This window comes from Enterococcus sp. C65 (genome assembly GCF_040887165.1).
Lineage (GTDB): Bacteria > Bacillota > Bacilli > Lactobacillales > Enterococcaceae > Enterococcus_B > Enterococcus_B hirae.
In genome coordinates this window covers 1-26058 of record NZ_JBFOFG010000006.1, presented here as the reverse complement: position 1 = coordinate 26058, position 26058 = coordinate 1, and the positions used below count along the sequence as shown (strand labels likewise).

The 26058-nt window shown below is 36.0% G+C and carries 22 protein-coding genes and 3 pseudogenes; 21 read left to right on the top strand and 4 right to left on the bottom strand.

Features of this window, described 5'->3' with window-relative positions; translation table 11 throughout:
* Positions 1–8 precede the first annotated feature (8 nt).
* The 4 genes from kdpB to AB3I12_RS07975 all read left to right on the top strand — a co-directional run bounded on the left by kdpB (position 9) and on the right by AB3I12_RS07975 (position 5950).
* Positions 9–2039: a potassium-transporting ATPase subunit KdpB gene (gene kdpB / locus AB3I12_RS07990; RefSeq protein ID WP_034700808.1), complete on the top strand. Its 2031-nt coding sequence runs from the start codon at positions 9–11 to the stop codon at positions 2037–2039.
* Positions 2040–2051: 12 nt separating this feature from the next.
* On the top strand, positions 2052–2585 hold the full coding sequence (locus tag AB3I12_RS07985; protein ID WP_034700806.1) for a potassium-transporting ATPase subunit C: 534 nt from the start codon (positions 2052–2054) through the stop codon (positions 2583–2585).
* An 85-nt stretch (positions 2586–2670) separates the two neighbouring features.
* Positions 2671–5253: a sensor histidine kinase KdpD gene (locus AB3I12_RS07980; RefSeq protein ID WP_331245435.1), complete on the top strand. Its 2583-nt coding sequence runs from the start codon at positions 2671–2673 to the stop codon at positions 5251–5253.
* 10 nt (positions 5254–5263) lie between these two features.
* Positions 5264–5950: a response regulator transcription factor gene (locus AB3I12_RS07975; RefSeq protein WP_010718443.1), complete on the top strand. Its 687-nt coding sequence runs from the start codon at positions 5264–5266 to the stop codon at positions 5948–5950.
* A gap of 176 nt (positions 5951–6126) precedes the next feature.
* Here the strand turns inward: AB3I12_RS07975 and AB3I12_RS07970 are convergent, their stop codons facing one another.
* On the bottom strand, positions 6127–6762 hold the full coding sequence (locus tag AB3I12_RS07970; RefSeq protein ID WP_063627349.1) for a pentapeptide repeat-containing protein: 636 nt from the start codon (positions 6760–6762) through the stop codon (positions 6127–6129).
* Positions 6763–6944: 182 nt separating this feature from the next.
* Here AB3I12_RS07970 and AB3I12_RS07965 point away from each other — a divergent pair, with 182 nt between their 5' ends.
* The 3 genes from AB3I12_RS07965 to AB3I12_RS07955 all read left to right on the top strand — a co-directional run bounded on the left by AB3I12_RS07965 (position 6945) and on the right by AB3I12_RS07955 (position 9749).
* Positions 6945–7706 carry a DeoR/GlpR family DNA-binding transcription regulator gene (locus AB3I12_RS07965; protein WP_063627348.1) on the top strand — a complete coding sequence of 254 codons (762 nt, stop codon included), beginning with the start codon at positions 6945–6947 and terminating at the stop codon, positions 7704–7706.
* 10 nt (positions 7707–7716) lie between these two features.
* The gene (locus tag AB3I12_RS07960) at positions 7717–9123 is read left to right on the top strand and encodes a Xaa-Pro peptidase family protein (RefSeq protein ID WP_063627347.1); all 1407 of its coding nucleotides are present in this window, start codon (positions 7717–7719) and stop codon (positions 9121–9123) included.
* A gap of 266 nt (positions 9124–9389) precedes the next feature.
* On the top strand, positions 9390–9749 hold the full coding sequence (locus AB3I12_RS07955; RefSeq protein ID WP_010718439.1) for a MerR family transcriptional regulator: 360 nt from the start codon (positions 9390–9392) through the stop codon (positions 9747–9749).
* A gap of 236 nt (positions 9750–9985) precedes the next feature.
* On the opposite strand, the pseudogene AB3I12_RS07950 reads toward AB3I12_RS07955, so the two are convergent.
* Positions 9986–11127: pseudogene (locus AB3I12_RS07950) on the bottom strand (PLP-dependent aspartate aminotransferase family protein).
* 266 nt (positions 11128–11393) lie between these two features.
* Here AB3I12_RS07950 and AB3I12_RS07945 point away from each other — a divergent pair.
* The 3 genes from AB3I12_RS07945 to AB3I12_RS07935 are packed head-to-tail and all read left to right on the top strand — an operon-like array spanning position 11394 to position 14526.
* Entirely contained in the window at positions 11394–11747 is a 354-nt protein-coding gene (locus tag AB3I12_RS07945; RefSeq protein WP_010737901.1) for a Rid family detoxifying hydrolase, read from the top strand.
* 17 nt (positions 11748–11764) lie between these two features.
* Positions 11765–13093, top strand: coding sequence for a CoA-disulfide reductase (locus AB3I12_RS07940; RefSeq protein WP_063627345.1), 1329 nt, complete (start codon positions 11765–11767; stop codon positions 13091–13093).
* A 14-nt stretch (positions 13094–13107) separates the two neighbouring features.
* Positions 13108–14526: a cation:dicarboxylase symporter family transporter gene (locus AB3I12_RS07935; protein ID WP_034700793.1), complete on the top strand. Its 1419-nt coding sequence runs from the start codon at positions 13108–13110 to the stop codon at positions 14524–14526.
* A gap of 255 nt (positions 14527–14781) precedes the next feature.
* Here the strand turns inward: AB3I12_RS07935 and AB3I12_RS07930 are convergent, their stop codons facing one another.
* Complete coding sequence (locus AB3I12_RS07930) at positions 14782–15447, bottom strand: transcriptional regulator (RefSeq protein ID WP_010737898.1); 666 nt, start codon at positions 15445–15447, stop codon at positions 14782–14784.
* Between the two features lie 203 nt (positions 15448–15650).
* Between AB3I12_RS07930 and AB3I12_RS07925 the strand changes: the two genes are divergently transcribed.
* The 6 genes from AB3I12_RS07925 (at position 15651) to AB3I12_RS07900 (ending at position 20005) form a co-directional block, all read left to right on the top strand.
* The gene (locus AB3I12_RS07925; protein WP_010718433.1) at positions 15651–15764 is read left to right on the top strand and encodes a putative metal homeostasis protein; all 114 of its coding nucleotides are present in this window, start codon (positions 15651–15653) and stop codon (positions 15762–15764) included.
* Positions 15765–15880: 116 nt separating this feature from the next.
* The gene (locus AB3I12_RS07920; RefSeq protein ID WP_010718432.1) at positions 15881–16375 is read left to right on the top strand and encodes a GNAT family N-acetyltransferase; all 495 of its coding nucleotides are present in this window, start codon (positions 15881–15883) and stop codon (positions 16373–16375) included.
* 171 nt (positions 16376–16546) lie between these two features.
* On the top strand, positions 16547–18211 hold the full coding sequence (gene alsS, locus AB3I12_RS07915) for an acetolactate synthase AlsS (RefSeq protein WP_063627344.1): 1665 nt from the start codon (positions 16547–16549) through the stop codon (positions 18209–18211).
* 12 nt (positions 18212–18223) lie between these two features.
* Complete coding sequence (gene budA / locus AB3I12_RS07910; protein WP_063627343.1) at positions 18224–18934, top strand: acetolactate decarboxylase; 711 nt, start codon at positions 18224–18226, stop codon at positions 18932–18934.
* A 163-nt stretch (positions 18935–19097) separates the two neighbouring features.
* Positions 19098–19583: a GAF domain-containing protein gene (locus tag AB3I12_RS07905; protein ID WP_025480112.1), complete on the top strand. Its 486-nt coding sequence runs from the start codon at positions 19098–19100 to the stop codon at positions 19581–19583.
* 158 nt (positions 19584–19741) lie between these two features.
* Positions 19742–20005: a hypothetical protein gene (locus AB3I12_RS07900; RefSeq protein WP_063627342.1), complete on the top strand. Its 264-nt coding sequence runs from the start codon at positions 19742–19744 to the stop codon at positions 20003–20005.
* A 103-nt stretch (positions 20006–20108) separates the two neighbouring features.
* Here the strand turns inward: AB3I12_RS07900 and AB3I12_RS07895 are convergent.
* Positions 20109–20826 (bottom strand): annotated as a pseudogene (locus tag AB3I12_RS07895) (transposase).
* 146 nt (positions 20827–20972) lie between these two features.
* Between AB3I12_RS07895 and AB3I12_RS07890 the strand changes: the two are divergent.
* From AB3I12_RS07890 to AB3I12_RS07870, 5 genes and pseudogenes are all read left to right on the top strand, one after another.
* A pseudogene (locus AB3I12_RS07890) lies at positions 20973–21475 on the top strand (DNA cytosine methyltransferase); the annotation flags it as partial.
* 153 nt (positions 21476–21628) lie between these two features.
* Positions 21629–21730 carry a putative holin-like toxin gene (locus AB3I12_RS07885; RefSeq protein WP_081248828.1) on the top strand — a complete coding sequence of 34 codons (102 nt, stop codon included), beginning with the start codon at positions 21629–21631 and terminating at the stop codon, positions 21728–21730.
* 581 nt (positions 21731–22311) lie between these two features.
* The gene (locus AB3I12_RS07880; RefSeq protein WP_063627339.1) at positions 22312–22926 is read left to right on the top strand and encodes a recombinase family protein; all 615 of its coding nucleotides are present in this window, start codon (positions 22312–22314) and stop codon (positions 22924–22926) included.
* Positions 22913–24919 (top strand): P-loop NTPase fold protein, encoded by a 2007-nt coding sequence (locus AB3I12_RS07875; protein WP_368015650.1) that lies wholly within the window; start codon positions 22913–22915, stop codon positions 24917–24919. Before AB3I12_RS07880 ends, AB3I12_RS07875 begins: the two co-directional genes overlap by 14 nt.
* Positions 24920–25397: 478 nt before the next feature.
* The gene (locus AB3I12_RS07870; protein WP_155727575.1) at positions 25398–25829 is read left to right on the top strand and encodes a helix-turn-helix domain-containing protein; all 432 of its coding nucleotides are present in this window, start codon (positions 25398–25400) and stop codon (positions 25827–25829) included.
* Positions 25830–26058: the final 229 nt, after the last annotated feature.

The following is a 26058-nucleotide window of genomic DNA, read 5'->3' as shown; positions in this document are numbered from 1 at the left end:
TGAGAAAAATGAAAAAAATCTATTTATGGGCTGTGGGTCAATCGTTCAAGAAGTTGGACCCACGACAGCAATTAAGAAACCCAGTCATGTTTGTTGTCTATTTAGGCGCGATTTTGACAACCATTTTGTGTTTTTACCCGATGGATGTACCGTTATGGTTTAGTCTTGCGATTACGGTTTTCTTATGGTTGACTCTATTATTTGCCAATTTTGCTGAAGCCGTTGCTGAAGGTCGTGGGAAGGCACAAGCGGATAGTTTGAAGCAAGCGAAGAAAGAAGTAATGACCTATAAGATCACCCGTTTAGAAGATGTGCAAGAAAAAAATTTTATTGAGATCCGTTCTTCTGATTTGAAAAAAGGCGATCTGGTTTATGTCCAGGCAGGTGAACAAATCCCAGCAGACGGGGACGTTATTGAAGGGGCTGCCTCCGTCGATGAAAGTGCCATTACTGGAGAATCAGCACCAGTCATTCGGGAATCCGGAGGGGATCGAAGCGCTGTGACAGGAGGAACGACAGTCGTCTCTGATTATTTAGTGATAAGGGTCACTTCTGAAAACGGGCAATCATTTTTAGATAAAATGATTGCGATGGTGGAAGGCACCCAACGAAAAAAAACACCGAATGAAATCGGACTGCAAATCTTTTTGATCACTTTGACGATCATTTTCTTAACAGTTTCGATTACGCTGATCCCGTTTACTCACTTTAGTAGTCTGCTGGCAGGAAAAGGTGGCCCGCTTTCTTTAATCATTGTGATTGCGTTATTGATTTGTTTAGCACCCACGACAATTGGTGCGTTGATCTCTTCGATCGGTATTGCTGGTATGAGTCGATTGACAAAAGAAAATGTCATTGCCATGAGTGGTCGGGCAATCGAAGCGGCAGGAGACGTCGATGTCTTATTATTGGATAAAACAGGAACGATTACGCTGGGCAATCGACGTGCAAGTGAATTTTTACCAGTTCATCAAGTGAGTGAACGAGAACTGGCGGATGCTGCCCAACTTTCCTCTTTGGCAGATGAAACAGCGGAAGGCAGAAGCATTGTGATTTTAGCCAAAGAACGATTCAATCTACGGGAACGTGAATTTCAGCAATCTGAGGTGAAATTTATTGATTTTAGTGCCAAAACAAGAATGAGCGGGATCGATTATCGCGGGGACGAAATTCGTAAAGGTGCGGCTGACACTATGAAAAAATACGTGGAAGCAAATGGACATACCTATCCTGAAGAATGCGATCAATTAGTGGCTCAAATCGCACGTGCAGGGGGAACCCCATTAGTAGTTGTCAAAAATTACCAAGTTTTAGGTGTCGTTTATCTCAAAGACATTGTAAAAAATGGTGTGAAAGAAAAATTTGCAGATATGCGGAAAATGGGAATCAAAACGATCATGATCACAGGGGATAATCCCATGACGGCGGCAGCGATTGCAGCAGAAGCTGGCGTTGATGATTTTTTGGCAGAAGCAACACCAGAAAACAAAATGGAATTAATCCGTGAGTACCAAGAAAAAGGTCACCTTGTAGCAATGACCGGTGATGGAACGAATGATGCTCCGGCATTAGCACAAGCTGATGTAGCGATGGCAATGAATACAGGAACCCAGGCTGCCAAAGAAGCAGGGAACATGATCGACTTAGATTCAAGCCCTACGAAGCTCCTGCAAGTAGTTCAAATCGGCAAACAACTATTGATGACTCGGGGAGCGTTAACGACCTTTAGTATTGCCAATGATGTTGCTAAATATTTTGCGGTGATCCCAGTTTTATTCTATAGCATCTATCCACAACTAGATCAATTGAACATCATGGGACTTAGTACGCCTTTAACAGCTATTTTATCTGCGGTCATTTATAACGCAGTGGTGATTGTGGCATTAATCCCATTAGCGTTGAAAGGTGTTGCTTACCAAGAAAAACCAGCTAGCCAAATCCTGCGACATAATCTACTTGTCTATGGATTAGGAGGAGTCATTGCACCATTTATTTTTATCAAACTGATTGATGTCATTTTATCATTCGTGATTTTGTAAAGGAGAAAAGTGATGCGAAAAACAGTTATGGGAAGTATTCGTTTTTTATTGTTAAGTTTACTTGTTTTTGGAGGGGGTTATACATTACTAGTTACCGGGGTCGGTCAACTTTTTTTCAATGAACAAGCTAATGGTAGCCAAGTTACCAATGATGGGAAAGTCATAGGTTCGAAGTTGATTGGGCAACCTTTTGAATCAACTCGCTATTTTTCTGGACGGAATGAAAAAGTTAGCCAACTGTCACCGGTATCCAAGGAACAGGCTTCACGTGTGGAACAGAGAACGAAAAAACAACTTCAAGAAAACCCAGCGCAAAAAGAAGTTCCGGTGGATCTAGTGACTGCTTCGGCAAGTGGTGTAGACCCGGATATCAGTGTGGAAGCAGCCAATTTTCAAGTGTCAAAAATCGCTCAAGAGCGAGGTCTTAAAGAAGCGGATATCTATGCTATAATAGAAAAAAACAGCCATAAGGATTGGTTTTCAGATCGCAAATACGTTAATGTATTACAATTGAATCTTTCGTTAGATCAGATGTCTGATTCATAATCGGTTCTAGCCATTTTCTTGATTGGTTTTAGCCAATCGGAAAATGGCTCAGACTTACATAAAGGATAAGTTGGAGGGGGAAAGGATGTCGTTATCGAGTGTATCAGAAGATTTTATGCAAGGACAGCAAGGGAAGAAGGGCAAACTAAGAGTATTCTTTGGTTTTGCGGCTGGTGTCGGTAAAACGTATGCGATGCTCTTAGAAGCTAGAGAATTATTTGCCTTAGGTAAAGATGTCGTGATTGGCTATATTGAGCCTCATGATCGACCAGAAACGAATCAACTACTCGAAGGTATGCCTCAGATCCCACCCAAAGAAATCAATTACAAATCAATCACTTTATTTGAACCTGATATTGATCGCTTGATCAAGCGAAAGCCCGAAGTAGTTTTGATCGATGAATTAGCACACACCAATGCGCATGGTTCAAGAAATAAGAAACGTTACCAAGACGTGGCAGAGTTACTGAATGCTGGAATCAACGTTTTTACAACGATTAATGTGCAACATATCGAAAGTTTGAATGATGTTGTTGTTAATGTAACAGGTGTGGAAGTAAAAGAAACCGTGCCAGACACTTTCTTTCAACAAGCATCTTTGAAAGTGATCGATGTTGAGCCGGAAGAATTGATCTTACGGTTAGAAGAAGGAAAGATCTATACCAACGAAAATGCAAAACGAGCCTTAAAAAATTTTTTTACCCCACAAAAGTTGAATCATCTGAGAGGTTTAGCGATCCAAAGAGCTTCCGACCATATCAATCAAGTTAGTAGTCAAACCAATCGAATCCAAAGCAAGTTGTTGACTATTGTTAATGACGATTTTCCTAAAATGGCAGAAAAGTGTATTCGTTGGACTGCAAGATTAGCGCAGGGCTTAGGTGCGCAATGGGTCGTTATTCAGATTCGTTCACATGAAGACACGCCGACAAACTTACCACTTGCCGACAAACTTGGTGGAGAAGTGATCAGTATGGAAGAAGAAGGAAGCTTTGAAACGATCGTTGAATACGCTAAAATGACTGGTATTACAGATATTATCATGGGAAAGAATCTACGACAACCATGGTATGAACGATTATTTTTAGAATCGTTTGAAAACCGATTGCTGAAGCGATTGAATGATACAGAGATCCATTTGATCCCATTTCAAGAAACTAGACCGTCTTTTTTATTTCATACAAGAAAAATCATTGAAGGCGGCGGGAAAGATCTAGGGTATGCATTAGGTGCTGTTTTTTGTGCCACTTTAATTACTGAGTTGATGCAGTATTTGAACGTCGGTGATCAAAATCTGATGTTGATCTATCTCTTTTTCGTCTTATTAGTCGCTCGGATGACTTCCGGTTATTTTTGGAGTGCTTTAGCATCAATCCTTAGTGTACTATCGTTCAATTGGTTTTTTGTTGAGCCGCTTTATTCATTGACAGTCTATAAACAAGGCTATCCGTTCACTCTTTTGATCATGTTTTTAGTTGCTCTGATGATTAGTAACTTAATGGTGCGGTTAAAAAAACAAGCAGTTTATTCTATGGAAAAAGAGCATCAAATGGAAATTCTTTATGAATTGAATAAACAATATGTGTTGGCACAAGATCAACAACAAATTTTTGATATTACTGCGACGTATCTTTCACGTTTGTTAGATCGGGAAGTGGTTCTCTTTGATTCTGAAGGACAAGTGAAAAGTGTGCATCGTGTCGATCGGAAAAAATCAAGACTTAATATCAGTGAAGAAATTGCAGTAGCTGTTTGGACAGCAAAAAATCAACAGGAAGCAGGAAATGGAACCGATACCCTCGGAGGAGCAAAAGGATTCTATTTACCGATCCTTACTAATGGAAAAGTCGTAGCTGTTTTAGGAATGGAACGAAGTCATTCCCACGACCTACAAAACGATCAACTAAACTATTTAAAGTTGCTCATTACACAACTGGCAACGATTCTGGAACAAAATCAATTGAAAAATGAGAAAGAGCAAATCGAACTTGAGAATGAACGAGAAAGAGTCCGCAGCAATTTGCTCCGAGCGGTCTCGCATGATTTGCGGACACCATTAACGGCAATTTCAGGGATTGCGGAGACGTTAAACAATGAAAAAAGTGTGTCGAAAGAAACCCAACAAAAATTATTGCAAGATATTCAAGATGAGTCCCAATGGTTGATTCGAATGGTGGAAAATTTATTATCGATTACACGGATCAATATGAATACAATGAAAGTGAATAAATCAGCGGAACCGATTGAAGAAATTATCGAAGCTGTGTATAGTCATTTGAAAAAAGTGTATCCAGATAGCCAATTAGATGTCGTATTACCAGAAAACATGCTATTCATCCAAGCAGATCCTATTTTAATTGAACAAGCTTTGTTCAATTTGATTGAGAATGCTTTGAGACACGGTGAAAAACAGCAACCTGTACGATTGACTGTGAGCCAAAATGGAGAAGAAACGAGGATTGAGATTAGAAATAAGGGTGAGATTCCTATCGAACAATTTCAAAAAATCCAAAATAATCTGACTCAACCAAATGAGGTGCCTGTTGATTCTAAAAACGGATTGGGAATTGGGTTAAGTATTGTCAACACGATCATTCGTGCTCATAACGGACAAATGGAGATGATTGCCGATAATGGGGAAACGATTGTCCGAATCTATTTAAAGTAAGGAGTTTTTTATGAATAAGATGATCTTATTGATTGAAGATGATCCCAATATTACCGACTTCATGGAAGTGGTTTTTGAGCGAGAACAATATAGATTAACGGTAGCAGCAAATGGGATGGAAGCTTTAACTGCTTTACAGGCAGAAACATTTGATGTCATTTTACTTGATCTAGGTTTACCGGATATTGATGGAATGGATCTCTTGAAAATATTGAGGAAACGGATGGATCTTCCGATCGTGGTGATCTCTGCACGAAAGGACGAAAATGAAAAAGTAGCCGCCCTTGATTTAGGAGCAGATGATTACGTCACCAAACCTTTCGGGACTAACGAACTTCTAGCTCGTATAAGAACAGCTTTACGCCATAAGAAAACCAAAGAAGAACAGACGTTGATCGTAGTAAATAATGCATTGAAAATCGATTTTGATAAGCAGTTGGTTTATAAAAATGACCAAGAAATCCATTTAACAAAAAATGAATATCGATTACTTAAATGTTTATTTGAGCAGATTGGTAAAGTAGTCACTTACCAAACATTAATGACCCAAGTATGGGGACCATACAGCGAAGATTCCCAAATTTTGCGAGTCAATATGTCAAATATCCGCAAAAAAATTGAAACAAATACGTTGAAGCCTGAATATATCATTACTGAAATTGGTGTTGGTTATCGTTTACGTGATTACCGCTCGTAAACATAAAGATGAAACAGTGAAGTCTGTTTAATAAGTATTAGATCCAAGAAAGATAGTTCAAAAAGGTCATGAAAGAAGCAAATAGCTCCGAACAAACCAGAGCTTACTGTATCTTTCATGACCTTTTTATGGTGTTCATCGTATTACTTCTAGGGAATTAAACCTAGGTTATTCACTTACTCTTTTATAATTAGACCTAACAATGTAGAGAATTTTAAGGCCTGGTAGGTTGAGACCTGGCAACCTTTTAATTCATTGATCGTAATGCCTAATGTTTCAAAATTAGAGGAGCTTAAATCAACGCCTTTTAAAGAGGTTTGCTGAAAATTCGCTTCGTTCAATTCACAATTGTCAAAAATGATTCCTTTGAAGTGACAATGATAAAGATCGGCGTTTTCCAATGAACAATGGCAAAATTGATTATTCTCCATTTTAGCATAGCCAAAAGCAGCTAGATTGATTAGACAATCTTTAAAAGTAACGTTTTTAATCGTTGATTCTTGAAAGGTTGTCCCAAGTAGTTTGCAATTGATAAATTCTACTCGGTGGATAGAGGCTTTTGGCATATTGACGTTGGAAAGATCACAATTTGTAAAGCGAACATCTACGAACTCGACCTGACTAAAATCGCTATTTGTAAATTGACAGTGATCAAATTCCATATTGTAAAAACGTGGACGATCGAAAAATGCTTCGATTGCTTCGTCATTGACTACTTTGCACATTTCAAGCATTGGTTCCTCTTCGGAATAGATTGTAGAAAAGGGCTTAAGTGGTAATGTGGGAGAAATTTTTGGAGGAACGATTTTCATAGATTCATCTACTTTCCTATATAAGATTTTTTCATATCAGTAACGGAATCATCGTTGTCTGCTTATTATAGCACAAATCATTTGATTGCATTTGGCGATTTTTTTGCGACAAAATGCGATAAATTGCAAAATATTGCAAAGTGTTGCAAACTGTAGTAAAGTGACATAAGGGAGGCGGTTTCTTGCTGAGGGAAATTCGTTTGAAAAAAATAATCAAAATCATGAAAGAAAAACAAAATGCTGCGATTGATGACTTAGCAGAACAGCTGGAAGTATCTAAAGACACGATCAGACGTGATTTAATGAAGTTAGAAGAAAAAAATATAGTTCGCAGAACACACGGCGGAGCGATTTTATTAGAAAGAGAAGCAACTATTTTTGATTACCAGCAACGTTCAACTAAATTAAATGGAGTGAAACTTCAGTTAGGAAAAACCGCTGCAGCTATCATTAAAGACAATTCATCGGTTATTTTCGATTCCTCCACTACTGTAGAAAGTGTGATCAATCAAATAGGGATGAAACCTTTGACAGCTATCACTAATTCTTTGACTCATGCGATGCTGTTGGCGAAAAGGTCAGCAACTACGATTACGCTATTGCCGGGAAAATTGCACAAAACACAACTTTTTTTACATGGCGCAGATACTATTGAGAAATTAAAACAATACAGTGTAGACTATACATTTTTAGGTGTTTTTGCTTTGTCGTCTGAGGGGATATTCATCCATACGGAAGAAGAAGGACTTGTCAAACGCCAAATGGTCAAACAGGCAAAAACGGTGGTTGCTTTAGCAGATCATACAAAAATGGATAAAACCGGTTTTTTTAAGGTTTGTGATTTAAAAGAGATTGATTTTCTAGTAACAGATCAACCTCCCAGCAAGCAGTTGCAACAAGCTTTGATAAATAATCAGGTGGAATGTCTTATATTAGATCAATAAAGGAGTAAGTATGGAAAAGAAAAATATAATTTTAGATGTGTTGACTGAGCCGAAAAAATTTGCAGATGTCTCACCGGTTTTCTTAACAGATGAAACGATTGAGATGAGAAAAAAACGAATGATACAAAGGATGAGAGAAGAAGCGATTGACACACTAATCATTTATGCAGATCGTGAGCATGGTAGCAATTTTGAATATTTTACGGGATTTATTCCACGGTTTGAAGAAGGATTATTTGTTATGGAAGATAGTGGAAAAAGTACCTTGATTTTGGGAAATGAAAATCTGAAACTATGTAAACATGCACGAATCCAATCAGAATTGGTTCATTATCCACCTTTTTCATTGCCGAATCAACCAATGGATCACGAACAACCTTTAGAACAATTATTTACCTCGTTAGGGTTCGTTGAAAAGAAAAAAATCGGGGTAGTTGGTTGGAAAATGTTTACTACACGGAAGAAAGAAGCGACCAAGCTATTCGATGTTCCTCACTTTATTATTGAAGCAATCGAAAAAGCAAAAGGTGAAACGACTGAACTACTAAATGCTAGTTCGCTGTTGATCGGGGAAAAAGGAATACGGAGAACAAATAACGCCAATGAGATCGCTCATTATGAATTTGGTGCCAATCTAGCTTCTAGTTGCATGTTACAAGCACTAAACAAGATTGAAGTAGGTGTAAAAGAGTCTGAAATTGGAGCATTGTTAAATGGAAAAGGACAACCGAACACGGTAGTGACAATTGCTGCGACAGGGCAACGTTTCGAATATGCTAATCTTTACCCAACCGATAAAACAATTAAACTTGGGGATGCGTTGTCTTTAACTACTGGGTTTAAAGGTGGTCTATCTAGCAGAACAGGGTTTGTCATCGAACATGAAAAACAACTTCCGTCAGAGCAAGCGGATTATTTAGAAAAAGTGGCTAAACCTTATTTTCAAGCAATTGTTCATTGGTTAGAAACAATCAAAGTGGGGATGAGAGGCGAAGAAGTTTATCAACTAGTTGAGACTGTTTTACCAAAAAAACAGTTCCATTGGCATTTAAATCCTGGTCACTTGACAGCAGATGAAGAGTGGTTAGCTTCACCTATTTATCAAGAGTCGCAAGAAATACTTGAAAGTGGGATGATTTTTCAACTAGATATCATTCCTTCAGTTCCGGGTTATACAGGTGTTAGTGCGGAAGAATGTGTGGTATTAGCTGATGAGGCACTGCAAGCAAAAATCAAAGAAAAGTATCCAGAATTATGGCAACGCATTATGATTCGTCAAACGTATTTGAAAGAAGTGCTAAACATTGATTTAAGTAAAGATATTTTACCGCTTTCCAACACGGTTGCATACTTACGCCCTTTTTATTTAGCAAAGAATCAAGCATTTCGTGTACAAAGAATAAAATCCACATCTTGATGTACGAGTGAATGATAAGAGAAAATTCGTAGGAGTAACAGGAGCTGTATGGTTCGTTACTTCTCGAATTTTTTAGGTCTGCTAGCTTTTTTGAGAAAAATCCCTTATAGTGAGAGCCGAAAGACTAGATCATTTTTTGTACGTTGTTTCAAATGCGACGATGATCATGCATAAATCTCCATTCGTTTATTGGTTTTGGCCAAGCAGATAAATGTTAGGCTAGTCAATTATGAACGAGATGGAGCAGAAAAAAGGAGATATCAACTATGAACATCAAACAAGTGAGCGAAGCGAAAGGGATCTCGCCCGATACATTGCGTTATTATGAGAAAATTGGTCTCATTCCGCCTGTACATCGCACGAAAGGCGGAATCCGTGATTATACAGAAGAAGACCTCAACTGGGTAGATTTTACAATTTGTATGAGAAATGCTGGTTTATCCATTGAGTCGTTGATCGAATACAATAAATTGTGTAAGCAAGGAGACCAGACAATTGCTGCTAGGAAGCAATTATTGATGACAGAAAGACAGCATTTGATTCAAAAGATCGATGAGATGCAAGAGTGTTTAACACGATTACATAAGAAAATCGAGAATTACGATCGGTATTTATTAGAACAATAAGATATTAGTCCATGTTAGCCAACAGTTGGTTAAGAGAACTTTTACAGCCTAAATAAAACAGTTCTGAAATTTTTACCAATGATGGAATAAAAAAATTTGATGAAAAAGAAGGCATGTCGGAAGTGTCTAACTCTAAGAAATAAGCCGGATAATCCCAAATAGGAGGAACTATTTGGGGATTATCCGGCTTATTTTCGATGATAGAACTCACCATGAATATCAGATAGTGAGTGAAACTACATAGCATTTAACGCATCATCAAGATCAGCGATCAAATCTTCTACATCTTCGATCCCGCATGAAAGCCGAACTAAAGTTTCAGTGACACCCATCGCTAATCGATCCTTTTCAGGCATACTGGCATGAGACATCGCCCAAGGATAAGAAAGGATGGATTCCACACCGCCGAGACTGACAGCGACGATTGGTACACGACAGTGTGTGAATAAGGTTTCAATTTGCTTAACTGAATCTACTTCAAATGACAAAATAGCACCACAGTCTTCGCATTGTTTTTGATGGATCGAATGTCCAGCATGCTGTTCAAGACCAGGATAATAAACGTTTGTTACTTTCGGATGATTGACGAGAAAGTTAGCTAATTCACTAGCGTTTCGAACTGATTTTTCCATTCTTAACCCCAGCGTTTTAACGCCGCGCAATAGTAGCCAAGCATCTTCAGGACCTAAAATCCCGCCCAGTGCTTTTTGATGTTCCTTTAATTGCTGATACAGCTCCTCGTTATTTGTAGCGACCAAACCTGCAACAATGTCACTATGTCCATTGATAAACTTTGTTGCACTATGTATCACGATATCAACACCTAAATCTAAAGGATGTTGTGAAATGGGTGTCATAAATGTATTATCTGCAACTGTTAAGATCTGATACTCGTTAGCCAATTCAGTCACTTTCTTTATATCAGTGATTGTTAATAATGGATTGGAAGGAGTTTCAATGTAAAACATTTTTGTTTCTTTTTTAATCGCTTTTTGCCAAGAATCAATATCCGTTTCATCAACAAAAGTGCAATCGATCCCGAAACGAGCTAAGAAAAGATGGATGCTTTGGAAGGTTCCACCATAAATATTTTTACCTAGTACTAAATGATCTCCTTTGGATAAAAGGAACAGGACAGCGTTAATAGCAGCCATTCCTGATGAAAAGGCTAAACCGAACTGCGCGTTTTCTAATGAAGCAATACATTTTTCCGCCGCTTCGACAGTAGGGTTACCAAAACGAGTGTAACTAAAACCTGTGTGAGTGAAGACATTTTTTTGATGAGAAACGTGGAAGTTTGATATTTAGGTATCGACGATGCGCCTGTAACTGGGTCGATGACTGGGTAATCGTGTAGAATTTTTGTATTGATATTCATATGGGTTTCCTCCAAACCTACTTCATGTATCTCAAAAATAACACATTCATTTCCGTTATGTCAACGCTTTCTTGATAAAAAATTATCAATGAAATTAATTGCTTGCGTTAGATTTTAAATAACATTAGTTTTTATAATTTTATTTTAAATAAAAGAATTTTTGCGGTTTTTAAAAACTCTGAAAGTGGTTGACTGCCTTAAAAATATATGATAATTTTTTAGTGTAATTGTATTCTATGATAAAAAATTATTAAAGGAGGAAAAGAATGAGTAGCAACAAATTACCGTATGAAAAATATCGCGTGGCGGGAGACTTGATCTTTGTTTCTGGACAGTTACCAATCGATCCAACCACTGGTGAAATCGTTTCTGAAGAGATTAAAGCACAAGCGAACCAAATCATGATCAATATATCACAAGTGTTGGAGGAGCTAGACTTGACCATGAATCAAGTGGTTAAAACGACTTGTTTTCTAACTGATATGAATCATTTTGAAGCATTTAATCAAGTGTACGCAGAACACTTTGGTGAACGTTTCCCAGCACGATCAGCTTTTCAAGTCGTTGCCTTACCAAAAGATGCTTTAATAGAAATCGAATGGGTTTTATCTAAAGCATAAGAAAAGAGGAAGAAAGAATGAAAATAATAATCATTGGTGGAATTGCTGCAGGAATGAGCGCAGCGGCCAAAGCAAAGAGAGTCAATCCAGATGCAGAAATCATCGTGATTGAACAAGAGGATTATATCTCTTTCGGCGCTTGTGGGCTTCCTTATTATTTAGGTGAAGAATTTAATGATGAACAAGAGATGTTTGCTCGAACGCCTGAACAAATCGAACGTTTAGGAATTAAATTATTGTTGCGCCATCGAGTAGAATCAATCGAATTTGCCACTAAAACGTTAGCTGTAAAAAATTTAAGTACAAATGAAGTGAGTCATGAAACTTATGATCGTCTGATGCTGGCTGTCGGTGCAAAGCCGTTTGTTCCTAACATTGCTGGTATTGATTCCAGTGATGTATATACGATTACAAAACTTAATGAAGTCAAACGACTACAGCAAGAATTATCAAATTATCAAAATATTGTCATCCTGGGTGGTGGATTTATTGGCATTGAAGTAGCTGATCAGTTAACGAAAGCAGGAAAAAATATTCATTTGATCGAGATGGCTCCTCACTTGATGAATCGTTCATTTGATCCGGAATTTTCTACTAAAATTAAAGAAGCTATTGAAGAAGAAAATGTAAGGGTTTCCTTGGAGGAGTCTGTTCTAGAGATCGAAAAAAATCATGAACAAGTGGTAGCTGTCAAAACGAATAGAGGAAGTTATCAGGCGGATGCGGTGATCGTTGCTGCTGGATTTGTTCCTAATACCAGCTTTTTGAATGATCAATTGGAATTGTTAGGAAATGGTGCAATTAAAATCGATACATATGGGAGAACGTCTCAAAAAGATGTATTTGCGGCAGGTGACTGTGCTTCGATTCCCCATCGAATCTTAGGGGATATTTACCTTCCTTTAGCGACTACAGCGAATAAAATGGGACGGATCGTTGGGATCAATCTTAGCGGTGTACAGATGCAGGAATATTCAGGGACATTAGGCAGCAGTGCGATCAAAGTAGGAGAGTATGAGGCAGCAGCGACTGGTATCACTGAAAAAATGGCAAGAGAAAAAGGATTAGATATCAAAACGACTTGTATTGAGACAATGAATCACTCGAATTATTATGGAACTCAAGAAAAAATCATGATCAAACTGGTTTATGACCGACAAACAAAAGTGTTGTATGGCGCCCAACTATTCGGGAAAAATGAAACAGTTCTTCGTGCGACTGGCTTAGCTGTTGCGATACACGCTCAAATAACGACTGAAGAATTAGGATTTGTTGATTTTGCTTATGCACCACCTTTTTCTTCTACGTGGGAAGCACTAAATGTTGTAGCAAATACTGCAAAATAAAGGGGATGAATAAATTGATCGATGCACCTTTTTTTACTCAATTTCTGAAAGTAAGTAATTATTATACTGCGGGAGGAATCGCTTTGCTGATTCTATCCCTCGGGGTAATGAAGTACCTCAAAGACAAACGGATTAATTTCTCAAAACGAATGATTTATGCTCTTATTCTTGGTTTGCTTTTAGGGGTTGTCATTGATTTGATTGGTTCCGATAGCGAAATTTATACCGAATTTGCTCGAACGGAAATCAATGCCTGGTATGCCTTAGTTGGTTCAGGATTCTTGAAGATGATCCAGTTGCTAGCTATTCCTGTCGTGTTCTTATCGATCATCAAAGTAGTGATTGATGTCAAAGGAGAACGGTTAAAATATTTGACGGGAAAAACTTTTGCAACATTACTAGGGACTACAGCTATCTCTGCGGCATTGGGGATTGCGGTTGTCAAACTCTATCGGCTTAACGGTGCAGAGTTTGCTGGAGACTTGGCAGCAGACAAAGCAGAAAGCATTAGTAATATTGCTTCGCAAAGTTTCCCGGAATTTTTCTTGAAACTGATACCTAACAATATTGTTAGTGTGATGGGGGATAATGGGAGTATTGTATCGGTTGTGATCATAGCGGCTATGTTTGCTGGAGCTATTCGCTTCTTACAAGTCAAAAAACCGGATCAAGTGGCACCTTTTGTTACGTTGTTGGACTCATTAAAAGTAACCGTCATTTCCGTTTTAACTAACGTGATCAAGTTGATGCCGTATGGGGTTGTTGCTTTAGTAAGTAATACAATTATTTCTAGAGGGATTCAAGCAATTATGGGAATGATCGGATTTATTGCAGCTCTATATACTGGTGTTCTTTTGATGTTGATCGTTTATGTCATTTTATTACTATTCATGGGTGTGAATCCAATTGTTTTTTACAAAAAAGCATTTACGACACTATTGTTTGCTTTTTCTTCCCGTTCAAGTGTAGGAACTTTACCTTATACTTTGAAAAATCTGGAAGAAGATCTAGGTGTATCTCAAGAAACGGCAAATTTTGTTGCTACTTTAGGAACTTCGATTGGTATGAATGGTTGTGCTGGTGTATTCCCTGCTATGCTTGGTGTTTTAATGGGATCAGCTGTTGGCGCAGAAATGGATCTATCCTTTTATTTCTTGGTGGTCGTTGTCGTTACGGTAGGATCCATCGGAATTGCTGGTGTGCCTGGTACGGCGACCGTTGCGGCGACAGTTACTCTTAATGGCTTAGGGTTTGGACACACGATCACAAGTATTGGAGCGATATTTGGTATCGATCCGATTGTTGATATGGGACGTACCATGTTGAACGTCGCAGGCTCAATGGTTTCTGCGATTATGGTAGATAAGTGGGAAGGAACATTTGATAAACAAGCGTTTTTGGCACCATTGAATAAAAAAAATGAAGAAGAGTAATAGACAATGGGAAAAGTTATGTGTTCAATTAGTGATCAAACGATATCTAGGTAATGAGTTGATACCAACTCGCTGATTGGATCGTTTTTACAATAGCCTTCATCTGTTTCAAAAGTGAAACAACCAAGAAATAAGACGGCACTCCTTAGTGAAGAGGAGTGCCGTCTTTAGTTTCAAAGCCCATCATGTCTGAGAAGCTGTTAAAAAAATGCTTGCTTATTGTCATTGGAGGTAACCGATGCTTTCGCCATCTCTTTACTTTTCTCCTTCAGCAATCTTCAGGTAACGATAAACGCTGGGATCTGATATGTTGAGAATCTTAGCCACTTGTGAAACAGCGCCTTTGATTTGGAAGATTCCTTTTTCATTTAATTGGCGAATGATTTTAATTTTCAACTCTTTATTTAAAGGAGTTTGTTTGTCCAAGAGATCGGAGGGGACGATAGAGTAGATAATCCCTTCAATGGTTTCTTCCAAGATCTCAACGGATTCGGGGAGGTGATTCGTATCAAACACTGCAAGTGGTTGTTTTTCTGTTGATAAGCCAGCTAATGCGAGTATCTCCTTTGAGAGTGACTGATATTTGCTGATATCTTGATTAATGCAAAGTAATCCGACTATCTTCTGCTGATCATTGCGTATAAAAAAAGTGGCACCTCTTAATTTTTTCCCGTTGATTGTTTGTGCATCATAGTTGACTAAATAATCTTGTTTAAGATATTTCTTTGAGCGCACCATTTCTAAAGCGAAACCAGTAACAGGAGAATGGATATCTCGTCCACTTATATGATTGTTTTCAATGGCAGCGATATGAAAATGACCTTCTTCCAGATGATGAAGAACCACTTCATAGTTTTCCCCTAAAGCTTGTCCGAGGAATTTGACCAGGGATATATATAGCGTTAATTGAGTGTTATTCATTTTCTCACCTTGATAATTTTTTGTTACTTTATAATACCATCTTTGTTTGCTGTTTACATTATAAAATAATCGTTATTTCATTTTATTTTTTATTGACAAATTTTTTGGGTGAAGTTATATTGTTTGTATAAATCGTAATCATTACTATTTGAGTTCGTGAACGGTTTATTTGATAAAAATAGACTTGAAAAAGGGAGAAAGCAATGGAAAAACAAGACTTAGCGAGTGCCTACCGTCGGCTAAAGAGCCCCAATATCAAAACGAAAAAAAGAGCGTTAAAAATCATTCATCAATACAAACGTAATAAAAATAAGTAAAAACTATCATTTGCTAAAAAACGTGTTTGTTTTGATTAGTGATCTTATCAGTAGATTCTTGTCTTAAAAATTTGAACTGGTATAATAGTTTTTAAACAAAAAAAGGTGTGTACTATATGATCCGTTATTCTATAGCAGCTAAAGAAGATCTACCTCGCATCGTGGAGATTTACAATCAATCGATTTTAACGAAACAATCAACTGCCGATGTAACGCCCGTAACTATCGAGGATAAATTGGCATGGTTTGAAGCCCATGATCCTAAGAAACGCCCACTATGGATCATGCAAGAAGCAGGAGTAATCATTGGTTGGATCAGTTTGAGCGATTTTTATGGACGACCTGCCTATGATCGAACGGTAGAAATCAGTATTTATATTGATGAGGTCTATCAACATAGAGGTATTGGGCAATACGCTGTGAACTTTGTAGAAAAACAGCTCCCTCACTTAAACATTGAAACAGTGCTAGCTTTTATTTTTGATAGTAATCAAGCGAGTCAACGTTTATTTGAAAAAAATGGTTATTGTTTATGGGGGCTACTGCCTGAAGTTGCGCAAATCGATGAGAGATTGCTTGGGTTAGCTATTTGGGGAAAATCGTATCGCTAATCAAATGAGCTGTAGTTTCATGAATTTTTCTGAAACTACAGCTTATTTTTCATATTACTACACAAATGAAAAAATTTGTGTTACACTCTTTTTGTGAAACAGTTTGTAAAACTGTACTAATAAAAAAGCGTTTTTCGAGAGAATGTTTAATGAAAAAGGAGTAATATTGTAATGGATGATGAAATGAAACAAGGTTCTAGAGCTGTAGTAGAAAGTTTAGCAAATCACCAAGTCGAATATGTTTTTGGGATTCCAGGAGCAAAAATCGATGGGGTGTTTAATGAGTTAGAAGATCAAGGACCAGAATTAATCGTTACGAGACATGAACAAAATGCCGCTTTTATGGCTCAAGCAATTGGACGGATCACAGGCGAGCCAGGCGTCGTCATTGCTACTAGTGGTCCTGGAGCTAGTAATTTAGCAACTGGGCTAGTGACCGCTACGGCTGAAGGTGATCCGGTTCTTGCAATTGCAGGACAAGTCAAACGAAGCGATCTACTTAAATTAACTCATCAAAGTATGGACAATGCTGCTTTATTTCAGCCAATCACTAAATATAGTGCAGAAATTCAAGATCCAGAAACAATTTCAGAAGTGATTGCCAATGCTTATCGAATGGCTAAAAGTTCGAAAAAAGGAGCAAGCTTTATTAGTATCCCACAAGATGTGGTAGATGCGACTGTAAAAAATGAAGTCATCAAACCTCTAAAAGATCCACAATTAGGTTCTGCTTCTGCTGGCGATATCGATTATTTAGCGGAACGTATTCAAGAAGCGAAATTACCTGTTTTATTAATCGGGATGCGAGGTTCAAGTAAAAAAGAAACAGCAGCGATCCGTAGATTAGTAGCAAAAACAGGCTTGCCGGTGGTAGAAACTTTCCAAGCCGCTGGTGTGATCTCTAGAAAATTAGAAAACTATTTCTTTGGCAGAGTCGGTTTGTTTAGAAATCAACCAGGAGATATGTTATTGAAACGAAGTGATCTAGTGATTGCGATTGGTTATGATCCAATCGAATATGAAGCAAGAAACTGGAATGCTGAAAAAGATGCTCGAGTAATCGTTATTGATGAAACACCAGCTGAGATTGATTCTTACATGCAGCCAGAAAGAGAATTAATCGGGGATATCTCTGAAACATTGGATCTGTTGACGGATTCTTTAACACCGCATCAAGTGTCACGTGATGCGAAAGAATACTTAGCCTTTTTGCAAAATAAATTAACTGAGCGTGATATTGTGCCAACAAAAGGCCGCGAAGGAATTTTACATCCTCTAGAAGTCATTAATACACTCCAAAATAAAGTGACAGATGAGATGACTGTTACTGTAGATGTAGGTAGTCACTACATTTGGATGGCACGTCATTTTAGAAGTTATGAAGCAAGACATCTATTATTTAGCAATGGGATGCAGACACTAGGCGTTGCTTTGCCATGGGCAATCTCCGCTGCATTAGTACGTCCTAAAACACAAATCATTTCGGTATCTGGTGATGGTGGTTTCTTATTTTCTGCTCAAGATCTAGAAACAGCTGTTCGTAAAAATTTGAAGATCATTCATTTGATTTGGAACGATGGTCGTTACAATATGGTAGAATTTCAAGAAATCATGAAATACCAACGAGCTTCCGGTGTGGATTTTGGCCCAGTTGATTTTGTAAAATATGCAGAAGCTTTTGGTGCTAAGGGGCTTCGTGTGACCTCTGTTGCTGAGTTGGAACAAGCAATAGAAGAAGGATTTAAAACGCAAGGTCCAGTTATCATCGATATTCCAATCGACTACCGTGATAATGAAAAACTTGGTGAAACGATTTTACCAGATCAATTCTATTAAGGAGATGCTAAGATGAGTGAAAGAATACTTTTTCAACATGGAACACTAGGAGCATTGATGGCAGGACTAATGGATGGTACTGAGACGATTGAACAGATACTCAAACACGGGACTTTAGGTTTGGGAACGCTACATGGGTTAGATGGGGAAGTCATCTTCCTAGATGGCGAAGCTTATCAAGGGCGTTCAGATGGAGTAGTTGTTAAGCTGACAGGAAAAGAAACCACTCCTTATGCAGCAATCACCCCATTCATTGCAGATGGACGGTTTGAAGTCGAAAATCAAACAAAAGTCGAAGAATTAAAACAATCAATTTTAGCCAGTCAAGCAGGAAACAACTTATTCTTAGCGATAAAAATTACTGGGCTGTTTAAAACAGTCCACACACGTATTATGCCAAAACAAGAAAAGCCTTACCGAAGATTAGCAAAAATATCAGAGTCTCAACCTGAATTTCATGAAACAAATAGTCAAGGAACGTTAGTTGGATTTTATACGCCAGAATTGTTTCAAGGAGTAGCAGCTGCTGGATTTCATTTGCACTATATCGATGATGCTAAACAATTCGGAGGGCATGTCATTGATTTTGAGCTGACAAAAGGCACTGTCGAAATCAGTAAAATCGAAACACTTGTTCAACATTTTCCCAGCGATGATCCAACGTTTATTGGAACGACAATAGATTATGCAAACTTGGAACAAGAGATCCAGCAAGCGGAATAATTTTCTAATGAGTCCGTGCTAAAAATTAATAATGAAAGTATTTTATATTTGAAGAACGTTCTTTTCCCGTCTTTCTGTCTAGTAAGGTCAGTTTTTTTCTCAATGACTAGTCAGCAAATCATTTCTAAGCTATAATTTTTTCATAGAAGGAGTGGTTGAGATGTTGTGGACAGAAAAGCAAAAAGAAGATGCCTATCAAATTTTATTATTACAGCAAAAAGGATTATTAGAGGCAGAAGATCATTGGCTAGCAAATTTAGCGAATTCTTCTGCTTTGTTGAACGAGACATTACCAGAAACAGTTTTTGCAGGTTATTACTTATATAATGGCGAAGAATTGATTTTGGGTCCATTTCAAGGTCGTGTTTCTTGTACTAGGATCACAATGGGAAAAGGGGTTTGTGGTGAGTCAGCACAAACAAAAACTACATTGATCGTTGATGACGTTAAGAAACATGAAAACTATATTTCTTGTGATTCTGCAGCTCAATCTGAAATCGTTGTGCCCATGATCAAAGAAGGACATCTGATTGGCGTTCTAGATATTGATTGTGGTGTAACAGGCGGGTATGATCATATTGATCAAGAATATCTTGAGAAATACGTAGAAATGCTTATTGATATCGTGCCTTTAGATGTTATTTCTTAAAAAATTCAATAACTTTAACAAGTGAAATCAAAAGAACGCTCGAAATAGTCGTTCTTTTGATTTTTTTCTAAAATTATAATGGTTTTTGGTTTTCATAATCTAATTTTAATGTTATTATCATTTTATAAAATGTTAGAACGATTAAAGGTGGATGAGATATGGATAACGAAGAAATCATTTTGGGACAAAAATATGCGTGTAAGCCAATTGGTTTAAAGCATGTAGTAGTAGGTGAAGTCATTAATAAATTAGAAAATTGTATCGTGTTATGTGTGGAAAAATACCAAGAAAGTGATCATGAAGAAATATTAGAAAAATGTGGGAAAGTGGTTGCGAAATATGCGGATGTATATGATTTAACTACTATAGAAGCCATTTTTGAAACTTCTTCAAAAATTTATGAACCAGCGCTTGTCTCATAAATAAAAAATAGTTTAAAAGAGAGGCTCTTTGTCAAATGATGTTGGTAAAGAGAAATCTTAGAATAAGTTGGGCAGAAAGAAGAAAAACTTCTTTCTGTTCTTTTTATTTGGTTAAAATGGTTTTACCGTGTCGAATCATGATCCGACGTTTGAAATGATAAAAATTTCGAAAACCATAAGCATTGCGTTTTAATACTTTAATATGGTTGTTTAAACATTCTAGTGGTCCGTTTGAATAACTGTAGCGGAGGGCATTTTGGATCTGTGGCAGAAACTTTTTAAATGTTCGCAAAGTTGTCGCATAAGTTTCAGGTAGCTGGCTGACTTCTCTGGATAAACAGTCCTCAAATAGTAAATGATCTCTTTTCTTTACTGCATAAAGAACATCTTGATATAACTGATAGCCTTGTCGTAGATTGGGACAAGTAGCTAACAATCGGTCGACAATCTCACTTTTAGTTAAGTAATCTTTGAAACTGGCACGCCAAACTCGTTTTTCATCGTTCAACCTTGCTTCTTCTTTTTGACTGAGCATTTGGGAAAAGCTTTTTAACCAATGAAACATAAGGCACATACCTATCAATAACAATGAATTCAACAGCTTTTCGAGTCGCTAAGGACAATCGAGAAAACAGCTTTCTAAATAAGGCAATCGTCGGTTTGAGACAATGTGGATACTCTTCGGACGTGTATTGAAGAGTACCTTTGTAAATCAAGCAAGTTTGCCCTTTATATCTTTCTTTGGTTAAATAATTTTCCTCGATATAGATAGTTAGGTCTAGAATATTTAGGGTATCTTTGATAAGCTGAGTATAAGACATCTTGAATCCTCCTATGAATTGGTTAGCCAAATTAATTCTAAAGGATTTCAGGGTGTCTTTTCTATGTTTTTACATCATAAAAAAGACATTAGTGAATTTCACCAACATCAAAAAGTACAGAGCCCTTTTTAGATTTATTTGCAGGTATGGGTGGATTTCGTTTGAGGTTAGAGAAAACAGCTCATAAATGTGTCGGGTTTTGCGAAATCGATGCGAAGGCGAGAGAAAGTTATAAGGCAATTCATAACACTGAAGGAGAGGTGGAAATGAATGACATCACAACAGTATCATATGGTTTATTCGATCAATTGGAAGTGTCGATGTTACCTGTGGAGGATTTCCGTGTCAGGCTTTCTCGATTGCAGGAAAACGGAAAGGCTTCGAAGATACTCGGGGAACTCTCTTCTTTGAAATTGCAAGGTTCGCATCTATTCTCAGAACACGCTATCTATTCCTTGAAAATGTTAAAGGATTGCTCAACCATGAAAGAGGGGCTACGTTCGAGACAATTATACGAACCTTGGATGAATTGGGGTACGATGTGGAATGGCAATTGTTTAACAGCAAAAATTATGTCGCACAAAATAGAGAACGTGTCTTTATTATCGGACATTCTCGAAGACAATGTACCAAAAAAATATTTCCTATCACAGGAAAAGAAAAATCAATTACAGTTTATAATTAGAATGTTTATTACTAAAAGAAGTATGCTATACTATTTGCGTAGTAAGTTTATGACGGTGGCTACTCAGGGGGTGATGCTTATGTGCATTTTCCTACTTCGTAGAAGGGAGTAGCGTTTTTGTCTGTTGCTGAAGCAATTGGATTAATGGTTCAGTTTGGATCATTTGTCATTGCTCTAGTTGCCTTAATGGTGACAATAAGCAAAAACAACAAAAAGTAAACCCGTCATAATCTTTGGCGAGAGATGACAGGTTTACAAAACTTATATAATCTGAGCCACCGTCTTAAACGGGCTACAACGGGGCTATGTTAGTGCATAGCTCCTTATTTATTTACAGTATAACTTATATGATAGAAAAATGGAAGACTGAGGAGTTACATGAAATCAAATTAAATATCTGTTTTTAATTCAACAAAAAATATTATGTTGAATCTCGAGCTATTTGAATTAGTAAAAGTCAATCATAAAGGATTTATTGTGATGTTTCTAACATTTGTAGGTTTAGATTAAATCATTGGATCCAAAGTATCGTGTTATTATTAGCACAACAATTCTTAAAGGAAGTGTGAAATTTGATTGAAATACGTTCTTTAAGTGAATTCATAGAGAAAAATGTGCTTTATGAAAAAAATAAATTACTAACTCAGGAAATAGAAATCTGATTTTAAAGCCCAACAGAGTATACCCTGTTGGACTTTTTGTATGTTCATGATATACTTGAGTTTCTAAGAGGTCAACAGAGTTGGGCAACAGAATTTTTATAATGATCAAAATTTTTGATTTTTAAAGGAGTTTTTTCTATGGCTAAAATTGGATATGCACGAGTAAGTAGTACAGATCAAAATTTAGATCGACAATTGGAGCTTTTATCTGACTGTGATAAAATTTTTACTGACAAGTTGAGTGGAAAGGATACAAATCGAGAAGCATTTCAAGAAATGATGAATTTTATTCGTGAAGATGATATTGTGGTAGTCACCGAACTTAAACGTCTCGGGCGTAATAATAAAGAATTAACGGAAACAATGAATTTAATTCAATTGAAGAAAGCAACGCTTGAAGTTTTGAATTTACCAGCGTTAACAGGTATTACCGATGATAATCTCCGTCGATTACTTAATAACTTGATTATTGAATTATATAAATACCAGGCTGAAGATGAACGTAAATATATACTTGAAATACAGAAGCAAGGTATTGCGCTTGCTAAAGCTAAAGGAAAATATAAAGGAGGAAAGCCTAAATATAAAGAAAATGATCCACGCCTGCAGCTTGCATTTGAATTATTTTTAGAAGGATCTACAGACAAAGAAGTGGAAGAAAAAACAGGGATTAATCGAAGAACATTTAGGAGATACAGGATGAGATATGGTATAACAAATGAAGCAAGGAAGACAAAAAATGATGAAAAATAATATTATCAACAGGAACGGTTTAATCAAGCTTTGCTTACTCTTTTTCATAGTATATTTAATTTTGAGTTTTTTTAAGATACTAAATTTTTTTAGTTTTTTATTATTTATTGGTTGTTTATATTTCTTGCAATTCATAATAAAGTTTATAATTTTTTATAATAAAAAAGTCCAAATTGAGGAAGATGAAGTAGATTCATTAGATTGGATTGATACGAGAGAGAGTGCAGAATTTTTTGCGAAATTGTTGAATAAAAATATGACATTTTTCTTAAACGGAGAATGGGGTGCAGGTAAAACAGAATACTTAAAACAAGTAGAGAAAATTGCGAAAAATAATAATAAGCAAAATTTTGTTTACTTGAATTTATGGAACGTAATGGATGAACGTACAGTTATAAATATAGCCTTTTCAGATTTACATCCGGTTATTAATTTTTTATTTAAATTTTTAATTATTTTTTCTGTAGTTATATCAATACTTATTACCCCAGCAATAAATTTAAATCTAAGTGAATTTTTTGTCAGATATATCGATAAGGAACTGTTTAGCAATTGGATAGTACCATTAGCTTCACTAATTGCATTGTTTGCAGCAGTTTGGCAATTTTTTAAATACAAGACAGATTATTTTTACTATAAGTTTTTTAAAACTTCAATTTCAGCGTACTTTTTAAAAAATAAAGTATTGATCATTGATGATTTTGATCGTATCTCTTCATTAAATCAGGAAGGTGCTTACAAGCTTTTCAATTGTTTGAATGGTAAATTACCAATAATTTTTGTGGGTGAATACGATAAAATTAAACATGAGGAAGATAAATATTTACAAAAAATTATTAATCAAACAATTGAACTCCCATATAGTTTGTATCCAGATAATATATGGAATGAATATTTTATAAAACTTGAAAAACAACTATCTATTAGTATTTCTCCGTTATTTGTAAGTTTATTTATCGAAGAAAAAAGAAATCTTAGAGAAAGGAAAATGTTTCACTACTATGTTATTCAAGAGTTAGAAGTAAGAGGAAAAAGAGATTATGTTCAAATTGAACAGCAATTAGTGATTATATTTTTATATCTCTTTTATCCTTCTGAATATAAACGGTTAGTAAATTCCGAAGAAGTTGCAGTTGTACTGGCTAAAGAAAACTGGGAAATATTACGAGATATTTTAACAAATCAGGAGGGATATCCTATACCGTTTTCTAGTGAAAGAGAAGCATATTTTATGTATGAGAAAATTTTTCATTTAACAGAGGTTCAGGGTCAAGAAATGTTAGATCATCCGAATCTTCAAGCAATAATTATAGAAAACGGTGGTTATAACAATGATGTTTATGAGTATGTTACTCGTAATTTAAATAGCCTTGAACATGAAAAGAGAGAAAAACTATTTGAAGTTGCTATTAAAAATATTTTAATCAATAGTGAATCAGCCTTGGTTCATAACATTATTGAACATAAAAACAAAGAGATAATTAATAAAATAGATTCACGTGATCATAAATTAATTATTAATGAATGGACTCCCATTTTAGATAGCTATTCTTTTGATTTCTCACAACGATTGTATTTCTTTGAAAGATTTCTATATATTAGTTTTTATAATCTTAGTCAAATTTACACAGATTTAGAGCTTGAATCGGATGATTTTCTAAATGGAAAAAATAAAGAATTTTATTTCCTCACATATTTAACTATAAAAAAACAGTGGCAAAATTTTTTGTGGCCTGAAAATTATTGGCGAGCATTAGATACAGTTTTTTCTGATAATTCTGCTGCATATCTTTATATTCTTAAAAATTTATATTTAATTGATATTAACGATGAGACACAGGAAATTAGAGCTTATCAAAAATTATACAATAACAATACGGAAAAAGATGTAGAGGGATCAGTAGAAGCCTTTAAAAAAATCAAATCAAATTTAGAACAATTGGAAGCTTTTACTGTCATTGTTGAAGAAAAAAATAGTTTAAATCTTATTTAAATCCTTAAAGTCAGACAATTAGTCTGACTTTTTTGCTATTTTAGATTGTTCACCTTTATAAAAGGGAACGTATGTTTGAATAATCGAATTGAAATGGGGGAGAACGTTATGCTTGATTACTCGAAAGAGCCAGTAAATGATTACTTTTTGATTGATATGAAAAGCTTTTACTCAAGCTGTCATTTTTCTAGATAAATAGCATAAATTTTCAGCGCGGAGTGACAAAAGCAACCAAATTTTTTTGATAGATTTTTAAATATCTCAATCTATCAAAAAAATTCGTGGCTTTTGTTAGCTAATGAATATGACAAATAATTAGAAAAAACTGTGTCAATTAAATATAAAAATTACATCTATATTTTTCAACGACACACTACACTATTGTCTAATTAGGGTACACTCAAATTAAACACTTGTTTTTATACACTATAAAAAATATCATTATTAATAATCTTTATAGTGTATAAAAGGAGAGAACATGTCGAAAAAGAAATATAATTTACATGACAACGATTTGATGACTGCGACTGAAGCTAGTTTAAGATGGGGATATGATTCAGGATATGTAAGACAAATGAAGAAAAAATATCCTAACAAAATACCTGAAGGGGAAATCAGATTATTTGGAAAAACTTTAGTAATAACTAGAGTGGGGATGGAAGCTTTAACAGGTAGAAAAGAACCCATACAACGCTTTTTTGTTATTGAAGAAGATAATTGGTCTGTTCAATCGCAAAAAGAAGTTGGAACTTTTGAAGAAGGAAAAGAGATACTTAAGCAATGGATACTAAATAATTTAGAACTTGTAAACTTAGATCAAGTCGTACTCAAATATATTGATCCAGCAAAGCAGAAATTCGGACTATCAATTATTCCAGGTAAGAGAATCTATGTAGAATGTAGAAAATAATATAGTATTTAGTGTTCATATAACGATTTTAAGATTATTTTGAGTTAATCAGCCCTATAGTTGGTTAAACAAGGAGAATAAGACAATCTCTAAATTGTCATTTATTACTAAAAATTTTTGCCATTTAAAAAGAAAAGTGACACCTTAGAGTAGTAAAATTAGTTGAGTAAATAAAAGTCAGACATTTTTGTCTGACTTTTTTCTTTTACCTATTGACCTTTACATAAAG